The sequence below is a fragment of the Chryseosolibacter histidinae genome (genome assembly GCF_018598225.1).
Classification (GTDB): Bacteria; Bacteroidota; Bacteroidia; order Cytophagales; family Cyclobacteriaceae; genus Chryseosolibacter; species Chryseosolibacter histidini.
Genome location: NZ_JAHESF010000016.1, coordinates 106361 through 121331 on the forward strand (window position 1 = coordinate 106361; position 14971 = coordinate 121331).

Below are 14971 nucleotides of genomic sequence, written 5' to 3' on the forward strand. Positions count from 1 at the left end.
CGAACAACTAAACTGTTAAACATGAAAAAACTGATTAAACTACTCGCCTTTTTTATGGCGATTACAGCAGTAATGCTGGTTCAGAGTTGTGATGATGAAGATCCTAAACCCGGGGTTCCTACTTTCACTACCCCCGATGTGACCACTGTTAACGTGAGCTCATCAACTGACATTACCTTCACCTATGCAGCGCCCGGAGGCTTCAAGTCTTCTGAAGTGACTGCCACGGGTGGAACTGCTACTGTTAAAACCGATGGTACAGCAGGCGCAAAAGAGGGTTCTATCGTAGTTACCTTCACAGCAACATCATCCGTTGGTGCCGGAAGCATAACTTTAAAAGTAACGGACAATGCTAACCAATCTGCTTCAACTACTGCAGTATTGAATGTAGTGCTGAAAGCTCCCACAGTACTGCAGGGTAACCTGACTACACAGACTTTGGATGCAGCCAATATTTACATTTTGAAGAACCAGGTGTTCATCCCTAACGGTGTAACGCTGACAATCCCTGCGGGCACAGTGATCAAAGGTGAGAGAGCTACCAGGGCTACGTTGATCGTTTCGCCCGGTGGTAAACTGATTGCCAACGGTACTGCTGCAAGCCCGGTTGTATTTACTTCTGATCAACCTATCAATACCCGCGATCGTGGTGACTGGGGTGGAATCATCATCCTCGGAACTGCTTTTGTAAATCAGTCTTCCCAGCCTTCTATCGAAGGTATCACACCTGAAGTGAAATACGGAACCGTTGGAACTGACCCTGCCGTGAATGCTACTGAGAACAGCGGAACGTTGACTTATGTACGCATCGAGTACGCAGGTATCGAGCTTACACCCAACAACGAAACCAACAGCCTGACGATGGGCGCCGTTGGTAATGGCACTACCATCAATTACGTACAGGCTTCTTACGGTGGTGATGACGGCTTCGAGTGGTTCGGTGGCACTGTGAGCGCTAAGAACCTGATCTCTTTCAGCACCTGGGATGACGACTTCGATACAGACTTCGGATGGGGTGGAAATGTTCAGTTCGGTGTAGCGATCCGTTATCCTTTCATGGCTGACCAGTCTGGCTCAAATGGTTTCGAAAGCGACAGCCAGGGTAACGCCAATGCCATTGCCGGAAAATGCGATGGAACTACCAACACAGGTTGTACACGCGGTGTGTTCTCTAACATGACCATCATCGGTCCGCGCGATTACAGCACAGGCCTGATCAGAACAGGTGAGACTGCTACTACAAGAGCACGCGCTATCTCTGCTAACTTCCAGCATGCGATGCACATCCGCAGAAGAACGGCCATCTCTATCTTCAACTCGTTCATCAGCGGTTTCCCTACTGGTCTTCGTATTGATGACGATCCGACCTTCACCAACTATAACAACGGTGTAGGTGTGCTGGCCAACAACGTCCTGATGGTTCCCTCTACTGCTGAAGTTGGTAATGCTGTAGGTGCAAACAACGTTGTTTATGCTGCTACTTATGGTGCTTCAAGCAATACTTATGATGCTGCTCCTGTAAAAACATACTTTACCGATGGCGCTCGCACAAATACCGTAGCGTTCCCTACAGGCTCTGCCGGATGGTCTCCTGTGCCGGGAACACCTGCTAGTTCCGTGAACCCTTATACTGCCTATGGAATCAATTCAGCGCTCTTCTGGGGTAACAATGCCACTACTGAGAACCCTCAGGCCATCGATGCTTATCCTACAGATCCTGACTTTACAGTAACAACTGGTACGCTCAATGCAGGTGCAAGCTTCGCCGATGCCAAGCTTAGCGGTGGATTCTTTACTTCAACTACTTACAGAGGTGCCTTCGGTTCAACAGACTGGACCAATGGATGGACTGAGTTCCGCCCTCAATTGAAAGTTTATTAATCAGCGTTCTAATATTTGATAAAAAGGACTTGCTACCGGCAAGTCTTTTTTATTTTTGCATGCTTCTATACATATGAAAAAACTTACACTTCTGATCGTTGTTATCGCGCTGCTGGCTGCCTGTACAAAGGATAACAACTACGATCCCAATGCGCATCTCACACCTACGCAGAAAGATGCCATTATCACTACCATTGTTCGCTACGCCGCGGGTTCTCCGGATGCTGTCAACAACATCGAAAAGTTCAAACCGGAATACGACAGCTTTTACATGGTGAAACAAAGCAAGATCCGTTTCGAAAGATTTTTTCCAGAGGATGATTATTTCTATTTCCTCATTTCGCAGCCCGCGCCAAGCCTTTACGAGAAGCGACATGCAACCGGTGGAAGGTTTAAACTGAACGATAAAGGCGAGCTTACCGAATATGAAGAGATCTTCCGAACCTGGAAGATGGTTCCTGATACGCTTCAGCGGAGAAGCTATATGCTCTTCGATAAAATGGTGAAGCAGGAAGACCTGCAGCAATACTACACTAAAAACTCAGGTGGTGTAGATTACATCGAGTTTCCTGACGACAGAACTTACTACGACAAGCAGACCAGGAGTTGGAAGGCGAGATAAGATATTTATCAATTCACTTTCCTTTGCCGTTCCTTATGCATCTCGATCACTTTTTTGATCTGCTCTCCGGCCACGGCTACTGAGTCCTGATCTTTCTTATTCTTTTCGAGGCGTTTGGTCAGTGTTTCCAGCTCAATCTTGTTGTTCTCGAGTGATTTTTCAAGCTGGATCTTCTCACGTTTATTGTCCTCGATCTTGCCGGTGAGGTCGCGGTTCTGATTCTGCAGGCGCTGCTGCTGGCGTTCCACTGCCTGGCCCGCGCGGGTGGATTCATCGATCTGCTTCTGGATCTTTTCGCGGTAGAAGGTTACACCAAAATCGTGAAGCATCTTTTCAAGGTCCTGGTTCACTGCTTCGGCGTCGTCTTTCTTCCAGTCGTCGGTCTTGATGCCTACCCATGCCGAAACGATGTTGCCTACCTGCTTGTTCACACCGAACACAGGCGCCGTGTAGGTTCTTCCCTGCAGCACAGGCTCATTCACCACCAGGTAATTTTCTACAGACTTCGATTTGCCCAGCGACTTCATGAATTTTGTAAGGGAAGCCTCTACTTCTTCGGGCGTTGCCTGAAGCTCAACTTCAAATCCATCGGCGTAATCATTCTTGATGCGTGTTTTTTCTTTTTTTACGTTCACCGTTTGTGCGTGCGTTGAAAGACTGGTGATGAGGATACAAAAGAGAAAAATGAGATTTTTGTTGAGCATTATTGCGGCAATAAGTTAGATTGGTACAAACTTAAAGAAAAATAATACCGGCGCTTTCATGACCCCTGCAAAAAATAATGTGCTCATCACCGGTGCGAGTGGCCTGATCGGCACACATCTCACGGAACTTCTGCTCAGCCGCGGCGATGGCGTACACCACCTGGGGCGCGCTGGCAAAAGATCCGGTGTGCCTTCCTTTACGTGGGACATCCAAAAACAGACACTGGATGCGGCGGCGTTGCATTCCGTTAACACAATCGTTCACCTCGCCGGCGCCAATGTGGGTGAAAAACGCTGGACGCCAAAACGCCGGCAGGAGATCCTGGAGAGCCGCACGCGGTCTACACGGTTACTATTCGATACACTCCAGCAGCAAAAGCACACCGTTAAAAATTTCATCGCTGCATCGGGCATGAGCTACTATGGTCCCGACCGGGGTGCCGTTTTTACGGAAGATGACCCCCCGGGAAATGATTTTCTGGCAGACGTGAGCAGGCAATGGGAGGCGGAAGCCGATCGCATCAGTTCGCTGGGCATCCGCGTGGTGAAGATCCGCATCGGCCTTGTGCTCAGTAAAAAAGGCGGTGCGCTCGAGAAGCTGGCCATGCCTGTGAGGTACTTCGCCGGTGCGCCGCTGGGTTCGGGCGATCAGTACATCAGCTGGATCCACGTTGACGATCTCTGCGGCATGTTCATCAAAGCCATCGATGACCCAACCATGCACGGAGCATATAACGCAGCGATGCCACAACACACCACGAACCGCGAGATGACAAAGGCTATCGGAGCAGTGCTTCACAAGCCGGTGTTCCTTCCCCCGGTTCCCTCCATCTTTCTGAAGCTTGCCCTCGGCGACATGTCACAAATGGTGCTTCAGGGCAACCGTGTTTCGCCTGAGAAGATTTTGCGCGCAGGATTTAAACCCCGGTTTGATAATTTGAGTGATGCGCTGAAAGACCTTTTAGTCAGTTGACAGTTGACAAAAGGACAATTGACAAAGGACAACGCCGCGCCCTCCTGGCTCCTTACTCCTGGCTCCTGGGCTGAACACCTCAGTATGATCCATGATATTTCCTGAGTCCCCACTCCGCACTCACTAACAGCAGCAATAACCAGAACACCCATTTCAGGTTGATGATGGAGTCGTAGGTCTCCTCGCTGTGGATCACGCTCTGTGCTTGTGTTTGCTGAAGGTAGTTCTTCAGGTTTTCAGTATCGCTGGCTTTAAAGAATTTTCCGCCGGTGGAGGCGGAGAGCTTGCGCAGCAGGTCGAAGTCGGCGGTAAGGTTTTGAAGCTCGATCTGCCGTTCAACCACAGCAAATTCTCCCCGTACCTCTTCTGATTTCTGGTTGATGACCGTTCTTGACCGGTAGCGGTATACGCCCTCTTTCAAACCACCGATCTGGTACCGGATGTTGCCCGGGCTGGTCACATAGGTGTATTGATTTTTCTTTCCCCTTTCTTCGGTGATATCTATCTCAATGGTGTTGCCATATACGGGCTCGAAGATATCGTTGTAGACCTGGCTTTCGAACACAACAGGTTCGGTATCTGAAAACTCCTGTTGCAGCGGATAACTTCTGAATTTGCGTTTGTCGTCCGTGGTGCTCAGGAACTGGATCAGCTTGCCGAAAACTTCATCGAATGCTGCGGTGCCTTCTGTGCGGTCGAATTCATTCAGCCTCCAGCGCCACAGGCCTTCGCCCAGCATGAAGGCGATCTTGCGCGAATCCTTCACGTCAATGGCGATCAGCGGCTTCTCGGTGGAGACGCTGCCTACGCGCTGATAGAGCAACGGTGTTGCGCTCACCGGCATCTGGAGCTTGCCGTAGTGAACCGAGACCGGTGGGTAGCTGGCAACCACGGAATTTGTTTCGGCCGACAGCGAGAAATTCGAGAAAGCAGGATTTACAACGGGAGTAACTTCATCGAAGTCCCTGGGCGTATTGTCAAATTTTACCGGCATATTCTGCTTCGCGATGCCGGGAAGGTCTGACGTTTGGCCGAGGATAAAAAACAACGATGTTCTGCTGTTGGCGAAACTCTGGAAGAGGTTGTTGGTCCTCGAACGCAGGTCGGGCGACTGATGAAAGATAGCCAGGTCGATATTGTCTGGCCTGAGCACGCTGGCCTGCTGCTCGCTTACCCCGGGGATGTGGAGCAGAAACTCATAGTTGGAATTTTTGTCGATCACCTCGCGCAGCGCCTTAATGTCAGGGTGAGGTGTTGCCGCCACCAGCAGGATCTTCTTCTTGCCTTCCACCACTTCAACAAACACCGATGACCGGTTGTTCTTGGTGTTGTGCTCGTTGGGATTGCTTTCTACCTGGATGTCGTACTTCTGGATGCCCTGCTCGTCGGCCTGGGGTTGAAAGTCGAACACCATGAGCTGATCTCCCGTTGAGTTTTTGGTCTGCTTGTCGATGAGGCGGCCCCGTTTGAAAAGCGACACGGTGATGGGTTGTGCGCTCAGGTTCTTCACCTGCACTTCGGTGCGCAGGGGAAATTTGTTGCCCTGGTAGGCGATCTTGTTGTAAGCCACGTTCTTGATGGCAATATCGGAGCGTTGTGATGTGTCGCCAACGCCGATGGTGTGAACCGGGAAATTATAAGCAGCATACAGTGGCGAAAGGCCTGCGTTGTAAAGACCGTCTGAGACCAGAATAACGCCGGCCACATTCTTTCCTTCGTAACGGTTGCTCACACGTTTCAATGCACTGTTGAGATCCGAAGCCGTGGCGTTGTAACGGAAGCTCGTAACATCCTGCCCGGAGAGGTCGTGAACAACAGGCTCATAACCTTTTGCTTCAAGAATATTTTTGGTTTCCGTCAGGCTTTGCGCGAGCTTATTGCGTGCCGTTGAATCGGTGGTTTCGCGGATGGAGGCGGAGTTATCCTGGAGGATGACGAAGATCGGTTTTTCGAAGAGGTTGTTGATCTGCTTTACGATAGGGCCCAGCAGCAGGAATGCCAGGAACGACACCAGCACAGTGCGGCATCCAAAGAGGATCCAGTTGATCCTTTTGTTCCAGGGCTGCTTTGTGCGCAGGTACTGCACGGCAGCATATCCCAACCCCGCGATCACGCAAAGCACAATAAACTCCGGCGCCGACTCAAAAATGATTCTTTTCATAACTCAATATAACGCTAAAGTATAGTCCCCGACAAGGGGATCCTTAAGGAGGTACGAGGTACGATCTACGAGGTACGATTTGTGCACTGCACCCTCCTTACTTCTTAAATTCTTACTCCTTTTTCTCCCCTTCTGACTCCTGGCTCCTGACTTCTGGCTTCTTCTAATAACTAATATCCATATTTCTCCTTCCACAACCCGCGCAGATACTTCCGAAGCTCTTCCTCCCGGGCATTATTTCCCGGCTCGTAGAACTTCATGCCCTTGATCTGGTCGGGCAGGAACTCGGCCTGCACAAAATTGCCTTCATAACTGTGGGCATACTGGTAACCCTTTCCATACCCCATGTTCTTCATCAGTTTGGTAGGCGCATTCCGGATGGAGAGAGGCACCGGCAGGTCGCCCGTTTCATTCACGGTGCTGATGGCCTCGTTAATGGCCATATAGCTGGCGTTGCTCTTCGGAGATGCCGCAAGGTACACAGCGCACTGCGAGAGAATGATGCGGGCTTCGGGGTAGCCGATCACGTTGACGGCCTGGAACGTGCTGTTGGCGATCACCAGCGCAGTAGGGTTGGCGTTGCCGATGTCTTCCGAAGCCAGGATGAGCATTCGGCGGGCGATGAACTTCACATCTTCACCACCTTCAACCATTCGCGCCAGGTAGTAAACAGCGGCGTTGGGGTCGCTTCCGCGGATGGATTTGATAAACGCCGAAATGATGTCGTAGTGCTGTTCGCCACTTTTGTCGTAGCGCGCAATGTGTTTCTGGGCCACTTCCATCACCAGCTGGTCGGTGATCTCGAAGTCGCCGGGAACAGAATCGGCCAGCAGCTCCACCAGGTTCAGCAGCTTGCGGCCGTCTCCCCCCGAGATGTTGAGCAGGGCATGATGCTCTTTTATTTCGATCTTCCTTTTTTTGAGCTCTTCGTCCCGCTCCAGGGCTTGCCTGACCAGGGCCAGCAGCTCTGCTTCGCCCAGTGCTTTCAGCGTATACACCTGCGAGCGTGAGAGCAGCGCGGAGTTCACTTCAAAGGAAGGATTTTCAGTAGTGGCACCGATGAGGGTGATCACCCCTTTTTCAACGGCACCCAGCAGCGCATCCTGTTGTGATTTATTGAACCGGTGGATCTCGTCTATAAAGAGGATCGACCGTGAAGACAACCTGGCTTTCTCGATCACCTCCCGCACTTCCTTCACACCCGCGCTTACGGCGCTCAAGGTGTAAAAAGGTTTCTTCACTTCATTGGCAATGATGTTGGCAATGGTGGTTTTGCCAACGCCGGGCGGCCCCCAGAGTATCATAGAGGGAACATTGCCCGTCTGGATGGCCTTACGGATCACGCCGCTGGCACCGGTCAGGTGTTCCTGGCCGATCAGCTCGTCGAGCTTCGTGGGACGCATACGTTCTGCCAGGGGCGGGCGTGAATTCAGTAACACGGATCAGCAGTTAAAATACAGTCAGCAAATTAACGAATACTCCAGTGCGAGAGTATAGCCCGGCAACTTTGTAAAAAATTATACCCGGTAATTTTTTCGGGTTCCTGCGCAAATAGGCCCCTCCCGAAACTTTGTTTTGGTTTTTTTTAAATAAATGGTAATACTGCGGTCAGAAACCCACCCCCTGGCCCATTGCATCCGGCGCGATGCAACGTGATTTTTTTGTGCTAAAGAAGGCTGATAGGATTTTACCCCCGATCGCTATGAAGATCTCGTATTTTATTTTTTTGGGATTCATGCTGATCCTCGTGTTGTTCTCCATCACTACCTACATCAATGTAAGGCAGTCAGAGAAGGTGAACGAGAACTCGGAGTGGTTTGCCAGGTCTACCACCATGGTGCGGAACAGCAACCGTTTTCAGCGGAATATCATGAACATGGTGAGCGGCCTGCGCGGGTACCTGTTCACGGGCGAGAACTATTTTATCGAATCGTATGACTCGGCTGCCATGGAGAACACAAATATCCTGGCCGAGCTTTCATTGCTCATTCCTGACAGCTCGCATCAGAAGAATGATTTTGACGAGATCGTGCGGCTCAACGACCGGTGGGTGAATGAGATCGCCCGTCCGCTGATCGAAGCCAAAAAAAGCGCCGGAACATCCGACAGCAGCACGGTTGCCTTCAATAAACTGTATCGCGAAAAGCTGGTGAGCGGCAGTGAGCGCAACATCAACAAGGCATTGCAGCAAAGATTCAAGGACTTCAGCAACTATGAATATGACCGCCGGGAGCAACGCAAGGCTGTGCTCACCGCTTCCATCGAGCAAACCCGGCAGATCTCTTTTTACCTTACCACATTCTCGATCCTGCTGGGTGCCAGCATCGCTTTTTTTCTTGCCTACCGCATCTCTACCCGCATCATGGGCATGGTGAAGATGGCCGATGAGATCGCCGCCGGCAACTACGAGGTCTCCATGCAGGATCCAGGCACCGATGAGCTGGGGCAACTCGCACAATCGCTCAATCATATGGCGAAAGTATTGTCTGAGAACATCACGTTGCTGAAAAGGAAGAATGAGGAGCTCGACCAGTTTGCGCACATCGTTTCGCACGATATGAAGGCGCCCCTGCGCGGCATCGACAACGTGATTACCTGGATCGAGGAAGATCATACCAAAGAGCTGTCGCCGAAAGTGAATGAGTACATCCAGCTGATCCGTGGCAGGCTGATCAGGGCCGAAAACCTCATCAAAGGCCTCTTATCTTATGCCCGCGTAGGCCGGGAGATGCCGATCCGCGAGCTGGTAGACCTGAACGTACTGATGCACGACATCCGCGAGAACCTGCCTTTGCGTGCAGGACTTACGTTAAGCATTCAGCCGAACCTGCCCCAGATCCTCACGGAACGGATCCCGCTGCAGCAGGTGTTGTCTAACCTCGTGAGCAACGCCATCAAGTATCACAACAAACCCGACGGCATCATCAAGGTCTATTACATGGATCAAAAAACACATTACGAGTTCTTTGTGGAAGACAATGGCCCCGGAATAGCGAGAAATTATCACGACAAGATCTTCGGCATTTTCCAAACCCTGCAGGAGCGCGACGCTTTTGAGAGCACCGGTATCGGGCTTGCCATCGTCAAGAAGATCCTTGACGACCGCAAGCAGATCATCCGGGTTACCTCTGATGCCGGGAAAGGTTCGATTTTTGCTTTTACGTGGCCCAAATAAAACAAGTATGGATAAGGTGATCAATATTCTGATGATTGAGGATGATACGCTGGATGTGATGGACACGCGGCGCACGCTCGACAGGATGAGCATTCTGTATAAAATGGAAGTTGCCAAGAATGGAGAAGAGGCGCTGGCGCTGCTCGGCAATGCACAAAAGGATGCTGCACCCAAACCCGATATCATTCTGCTCGACCTGAACATGCCCAAGATGAACGGAATGGAATTTCTTCAGAACCTGCGGAGCATGGATCAGTGGAAAGACGTGAAGGTTTTTATCATCACCACTTCCGAAGAAAAAGAAGAAAGGGAGAGGGTGGCGAAGCTGGGCGTCTCCGGGTACATTGTAAAACCCCTGAAGTTCAATAACCCGTCTTCTATCGATTCGTTCAACCTGATGATCGACCTGATGAACATCAAGAACAGGATCTAGTCTGATGTTTTGGTGGTGGAAGATTTGATGGCGCTGCCGTTGTCATGCGCATCGATGCCGGCAAAAAATTCCTCCACCGTGAGCTTGTGGATGGACAGTACCTTGATCAGCGTTTTGATGGTGAAGTTCACCTTGCCTTTTTCCAGCCTCCAGTATTGAGCACGCGGAAGGTCGTAATCGAAGGCGAAGGTCTCGTGGCTCTTGTAGCCTTTCTGTATGCGGAGCTCGGTTAATTTTCGGCCAGCCTTTTCCAGTGTGCTTTCCAGGAGTTTGTCTTTTTTCACGTATCGGCTTGTGGTTTTCGCTGCCGCAATATTCAGAACATTGGCATACATTCATTACTCCATATAATAGCACATCGTAAAGCGAAAAAAAATATGCGCTCGTGGGGACGGTTCAGGCTTTGGCGCAGATTCGTTATCTTTAAGTAGATCAACCCTATACCCATGAGATCCCTTGCTATTTCGCTCGTTTTCATGTGCGTTGCATCAGCTTCCGTCTTCTCCCAGTCAAAGAATGTGTTGCAACTCCATCCCCGCAATCCCCACTATTTCATGTATCAGAATAAACCTATAGTCGTTGTGGGGTCTGGCGAACATTATGGCGCTGTGGTGAACCTCGACTTCGATTATAAAAAATACCTCGAAGCATTGTCGGCCTCCGGGTTGAACAATACCCGGCTGTTCGCTGGCGCCTACGTTGAAAAGACCGGCGACTTCGGGATCATGAAAAATACGCTGGCTCCCGCGGAAAACAGGCTGACACTTCCCTGGCGTAGAAGCAGTGTGCCGGGATATGCCCTGGGCGGAAACAAATTCGATCTCAACCAGTGGGATGAGGCCTACTTTGTACGTCTCAAGGATTTTATGGCCGAAGCTTCGCGCAGGGGTGTCATTGTGGAAGTGACGCTGTTCTCCGCACACTATGGCGGTGGATGGAACTACAGCGCGCTCAATCACAAGAACAATGTAAACCTCACAGACAGTGTTCAGTCGGCGCTGGCCAACACACTCGACAATGGCAACGTGCTCAAGCACCAGGAGAAGTATGTGCGCCGGGTGGTACGGGAGCTCAACATGTTCGATAACCTGTACTTCGAAGTGCAGAACGAACCGTGGGCGGACCAGAGCGACCTGGTGCTGAAACGCAACGAGTACGGCGATGCGAAAGACTGGCGTACAACGCTGCAGGTAGTGTCGCAACGGTCTAACGAATGGCAACGGAAAGTGGCGGGCTGGATCAGGGATGAGGAAAATAAGCTGGCCAATAAACACCTGATCTCGCAAAACATCGGCAACTTTCACTACCCGGTCACGGATGCGGACCCGAACATCTCTATTTTCAATTTTCACTATGCGCTGCCCGAAGCAGTGACAGAGAACTACCACCTCGATCGTGTGATCGGTTTTAACGAAACAGGTTTTGCAGGTCGCGCCGATGAAACCTATGGCAGACAGGCCTGGCGTTTTTTGATGGCAGGTGGTGCGTTGTTCAGCCAGCTCGACTATTCATTTTCTGCAGGCGCCGAGCTCGGCCAGGATACCACTTACAAAGCACCCGGCGGTGGCAGTCCCGAGCTGCGCAGGAGATTGAGTGTGCTCAAACGTTTTTTCGAAAGCCTGAATTTCATCGATCTCAAACCAGATCACAACCTGGTGACCGCTGCGCCGGGAGCCGGCACCCAGGCCCTCAGTGATGGCAAAACACAGTGGGTCATCTATGTGGAACCCATGGCCACAAAACCTTACGACATCACGCTCAACCTCCCCAAAGGAAACTATCAGGCAGCGTGGATGGATGCTGTGACGGGTCAATCATTACAAGCCACCACGGTCAGCAACGGAAAGCTGCAGGTTCCCGCCGGCGCGAATGACAAAGTGGTGATCATCTCAAAAGCTGTTAAAAAGCCGTGAGTCTCTTCCGTGGACTGTCGACCGTCGATCATGGACTCTTCCCAGACTGAGTGAAATATCGCACGTATTGCAAATGTTGAATAATCTTCGCTTATTTGCTTAACAAAATATAAGCATATGGCGAAAGAATACCTTGGCGAATTTGAGGAGCTGGTGCTGATGATGGTTGCGGCCTTGCAGGAAGATGCCTATGGTGCGGCCATCGCAGATGAGATTGAAACGCGGCTCAAACGTGAGGTGAATCTCAGTGCAGTACATGTGACCCTGTATCGCCTGGAAGATAAAGGATACATCCGCTCGAAGATGGGTGGTGAAACGAATGAGCGGGGAGGTCGCCGCAAACGGATCTACACCATTACCAGCGCAGGCCTTGCCATACTGCGCACCATGCGGGATGCACGGCTCGAGATCTGGAAGATGATCCCCCAGTTTAAAATGTCAGGAATATGAGCCACAACAATGTCCGCCCTCCGCAGTGGGTGCTACGTTTTCTGCGGTGGTTCTGTCCCGATCATCTCGCCGAAGAGATCGAAGGAGACCTGCTGCAACGGTTCGCCCGTGATGTGAAGACGTTCGGTGAAAGAAAAGCGAGGCGAAGGTTCACCTGGAATGCTATCCGGTTTCTCAGGCCCGGAATTGTTTTAAGAAATAAGCTGTCGATTCAGTTAACCCCCTTTTATATGCTTGGCAACTATTTTAAAGTAGCGTCGCGTGTGATGCTGCGGAACCGGTTGTATTCGTTCATCAACGTCTTCGGATTAACGCTGGGCCTCACTGGCGCGTGCTTGTTGTTCCTCTGGGTAGGAAGGGAATTCAGCTACGATCAGTTCCATGCTGACAAGGATCGGATCTACAAGGCATGGAACCGTGAAGTTCAGAATGGCGAGATCCAGTGCTGGAGCAAAACCCCGCGCGTTCTTGCACCCACGCTGGTGCAGGAGTATCCGGCGGTGGAGAGCGCCGTCAGCTATGCGCGTTATGGATCGTCACAGCTGTTCACCGCAGGCGAGACCCGCCTGATAAAAAATACAGGTGTGTATACCGATGCACAGTTCCTCACCATGTTCTCATTCCCGCTGCTGAAGGGCGATCCCTCGAAGGTACTGCGTGAGCCCAACACCATGGTGGTGACAGAGCAGTTTGCCCGCCAGTTGTTTGGCGATCGTGAAGCTTTCGGTGAGACCATTTCAATTGAAGAATCGGGTTATACATTTCAGTTCACCGTTGCCGGCATTCTGAAAGACCTGCCACCCAACACCGATTTTTACTTCGATTACCTCATACCTTTTTCGTTCCTGGAGAGCATCGGAGAAAAAGATACGTATTGGAAAAATAATTCCGTAGAAACGTATGTAAAGCTTCGCACCGGGGAAAGTGCGGACCAGCTCAACGAGGTTGTAAAAGATGTGGCGAAAAAACATTCTGATAAGGAGACCACGCGTGAGATATTCCTCTATCCCCTCACAAAAATGCACTTGTACGCCGGATTTGAGAACGGTGTTCCTGCGGGTGGCCGCATCCAGATCATTCGTATGCTGGGTCTGCTCGGTATCTGCCTCATCGTGATAGCCTGTGTCAACTTTGTGAACCTGTCTACGGCACGCGCACAACGGCGTTCAAAAGAAGTGGGTATCCGGAAGGTAACGGGTGCGTACCGTTATTCGCTCATCCTCCAGTTCTTATGTGAGTCGGTGCTGATCGCGCTCGGCGCAGGCCTGCTTTCGCTGATACTGGTTTACCTGCTTTTGCCGTCCTTCAGCACACTCATCCGCCAGCCCCTCACGTTGGATTTCTTTAGTCCGTATTTCTGGACCATGGCCTTTTCGCTGACGGCGTTCATCGGGTTGGCTGCAGGGCTCTACCCTGCGTTGTACCTCTCATCATTCCGGCCGGTACGCATCCTGAAAGGTGTAGCCATCACTACCGGCAACCGCGGCTGGCTGAGGCAATCGCTGGTGGTGTTCCAGTTCGGCTTTGCCGTGATGCTGATCGTTTCCGTTATTGTAGTGAGTAAACAGGTGCGCTATGTGCAGCATCGTGAAGCAGGTTACAACCGCGAGCACCTGGTCTATCAGCCGGCCACGGGCAGCCTGCAAAAGAATTATTCAAGTTACCGGAACGATCTGCTCTCATCAGGAACAGCTACCTCTGTAACGATGACAAGCGCACCCATCACCGAGCCATGGAGCAACACCACATCGCTTCAGTGGAACGGTAAGGATCCTGCCGATAGATCAGTGGTTGAACGGTTCATTGCCGATGAAGCTTTTTCCAAAACGGCTGGACTGACCATGCTCCAGGGAAGAGACCTCGACCTGCAGCAGTTTCCTTCAGATTCATCGGGGGCGCTGATCAACGAAGCCGCAGTGAAGCTGATGGGTTTTAAAGAACCCGTCGGCGAGATCATTGTTGATGGCAACACGGAGTGGCATGTGGTGGGTGTGGTCAAAGATTTTGTGATCACTTCGCCGCACCAGAAGATCAAACCCCTGGTGGTGATGGGTTGCCAAAAGAATATGTTCAGCACCATTCACATCCGGTTGAGCGCTGCCCGCACCAGCCAGGAAAATCTGAAAGCGCTGTCTTCAATGTTTGCCAAGTACGATCAGTCTCATCCTTTCGAATATCACTTTGTTGACGAAGTATACCAGCGGAAATTCGACGGCATCAGGGCAACCCTTACCATCACCGGTATCTTCAGCGCACTGGCAATCACCATTGCCGCCCTGGGATTGCTCGGATTGTCCATCTATGTGATCGAGTCTCGGGTGAAAGAGATCGGTATCCGTAAAGTGCTGGGAGGCTCCGTTGCCGGCGTTGTTAAACTGCTGTGCATGCATTCGCTGAAGCCGATCTTCCTCGCCATCGTGCTGTTCAGTCCCATGGCCTGGTTATCCATGAGCTGGTGGCTTCAGTCTTTTGACTACCGCATCGCGATGAATGTCTGGGTCATTGTATCAGCCGCCACGGTGATCCTGTCTGTGGCCATGGTCACCATTGTGAGCCAGACCCTTCGCGCCGCTAACGCCAACCCGGTGCATAGTCTGAGGAACGAGTAGAAGGTTACTGTTCGCGCAGCAAAGGCGGTCGTATACTCAGAAAAAGAGAG

General features: G+C 51.2%; 12 protein-coding genes. 8 read left to right on the forward strand and 4 right to left on the reverse strand.

The genetic code is table 11. The features are described from left to right. Positions 1-21 precede the first annotated feature (21 nt). Positions 22-1881: a beta-helix domain-containing protein gene (locus KK083_RS17315; RefSeq protein ID WP_254165229.1), complete on the forward strand. Its 1860-nt coding sequence runs from the start codon at positions 22-24 to the stop codon at positions 1879-1881. Between the two features lie 73 nt (positions 1882-1954). After that, positions 1955-2503, forward strand: a complete 549-nt coding sequence (locus tag KK083_RS17320; protein ID WP_254165231.1) for a hypothetical protein — start codon at positions 1955-1957, stop codon at positions 2501-2503. Between the two features lie 8 nt (positions 2504-2511). Here KK083_RS17320 and KK083_RS17325 read toward each other — a convergent pair whose 3' ends face one another. Further along, positions 2512-3207 carry a coiled-coil domain-containing protein gene (locus KK083_RS17325; RefSeq protein WP_254165232.1) on the reverse strand — a complete coding sequence of 232 codons (696 nt, stop codon included), beginning with the start codon at positions 3205-3207 and terminating at the stop codon, positions 2512-2514. A gap of 58 nt (positions 3208-3265) precedes the next feature. On the opposite strand from KK083_RS17325, the gene KK083_RS17330 reads away from it, so the two are divergent. Beyond that, the gene (locus KK083_RS17330; protein ID WP_254165234.1) at positions 3266-4180 is read left to right on the forward strand and encodes a TIGR01777 family oxidoreductase; all 915 of its coding nucleotides are present in this window, start codon (positions 3266-3268) and stop codon (positions 4178-4180) included. A gap of 79 nt (positions 4181-4259) precedes the next feature. On the opposite strand, the gene KK083_RS17335 is transcribed toward KK083_RS17330, so the two are convergent. Beyond that, complete coding sequence (locus tag KK083_RS17335) at positions 4260-6341, reverse strand: vWA domain-containing protein (RefSeq protein ID WP_254165236.1); 2082 nt, start codon at positions 6339-6341, stop codon at positions 4260-4262. 170 nt (positions 6342-6511) lie between these two features. Then, positions 6512-7744, reverse strand: coding sequence for a replication-associated recombination protein A (locus tag KK083_RS17340; protein WP_254165355.1), 1233 nt, complete (start codon positions 7742-7744; stop codon positions 6512-6514). A gap of 299 nt (positions 7745-8043) precedes the next feature. On the opposite strand from KK083_RS17340, the gene KK083_RS17345 reads away from it, so the two are divergent. Both KK083_RS17345 and KK083_RS17350 read left to right on the forward strand, forming a co-directional pair. Beyond that, complete coding sequence (locus KK083_RS17345) at positions 8044-9516, forward strand: sensor histidine kinase (protein WP_254165246.1); 1473 nt, start codon at positions 8044-8046, stop codon at positions 9514-9516. A 7-nt stretch (positions 9517-9523) separates the two neighbouring features. After that, the gene (locus KK083_RS17350) at positions 9524-9949 is read left to right on the forward strand and encodes a response regulator (protein WP_254165248.1); all 426 of its coding nucleotides are present in this window, start codon (positions 9524-9526) and stop codon (positions 9947-9949) included. Here KK083_RS17350 and KK083_RS17355 read toward each other — a convergent pair. Next, complete coding sequence (locus tag KK083_RS17355) at positions 9946-10233, reverse strand: helix-turn-helix domain-containing protein (RefSeq protein ID WP_254165250.1); 288 nt, start codon at positions 10231-10233, stop codon at positions 9946-9948. The genes KK083_RS17350 and KK083_RS17355 overlap by 4 nt on opposite strands. A 162-nt stretch (positions 10234-10395) precedes the next feature. On the opposite strand from KK083_RS17355, the gene KK083_RS17360 reads away from it, so the two are divergent. From KK083_RS17360 to KK083_RS17370, 3 genes are all read left to right on the forward strand, one after another. Beyond that, the gene (locus KK083_RS17360) at positions 10396-11862 is read left to right on the forward strand and encodes a hypothetical protein (RefSeq protein WP_254165252.1); all 1467 of its coding nucleotides are present in this window, start codon (positions 10396-10398) and stop codon (positions 11860-11862) included. A gap of 117 nt (positions 11863-11979) precedes the next feature. Continuing rightward, positions 11980-12312: a PadR family transcriptional regulator gene (locus KK083_RS17365; protein WP_254165254.1), complete on the forward strand. Its 333-nt coding sequence runs from the start codon at positions 11980-11982 to the stop codon at positions 12310-12312. Continuing rightward, positions 12309-14921 (forward strand): ABC transporter permease, encoded by a 2613-nt coding sequence (locus KK083_RS17370; protein ID WP_254165256.1) that lies wholly within the window; start codon positions 12309-12311, stop codon positions 14919-14921. The genes KK083_RS17365 and KK083_RS17370 overlap by 4 nt, the downstream gene beginning before the upstream one ends. Positions 14922-14971: the final 50 nt, after the last annotated feature.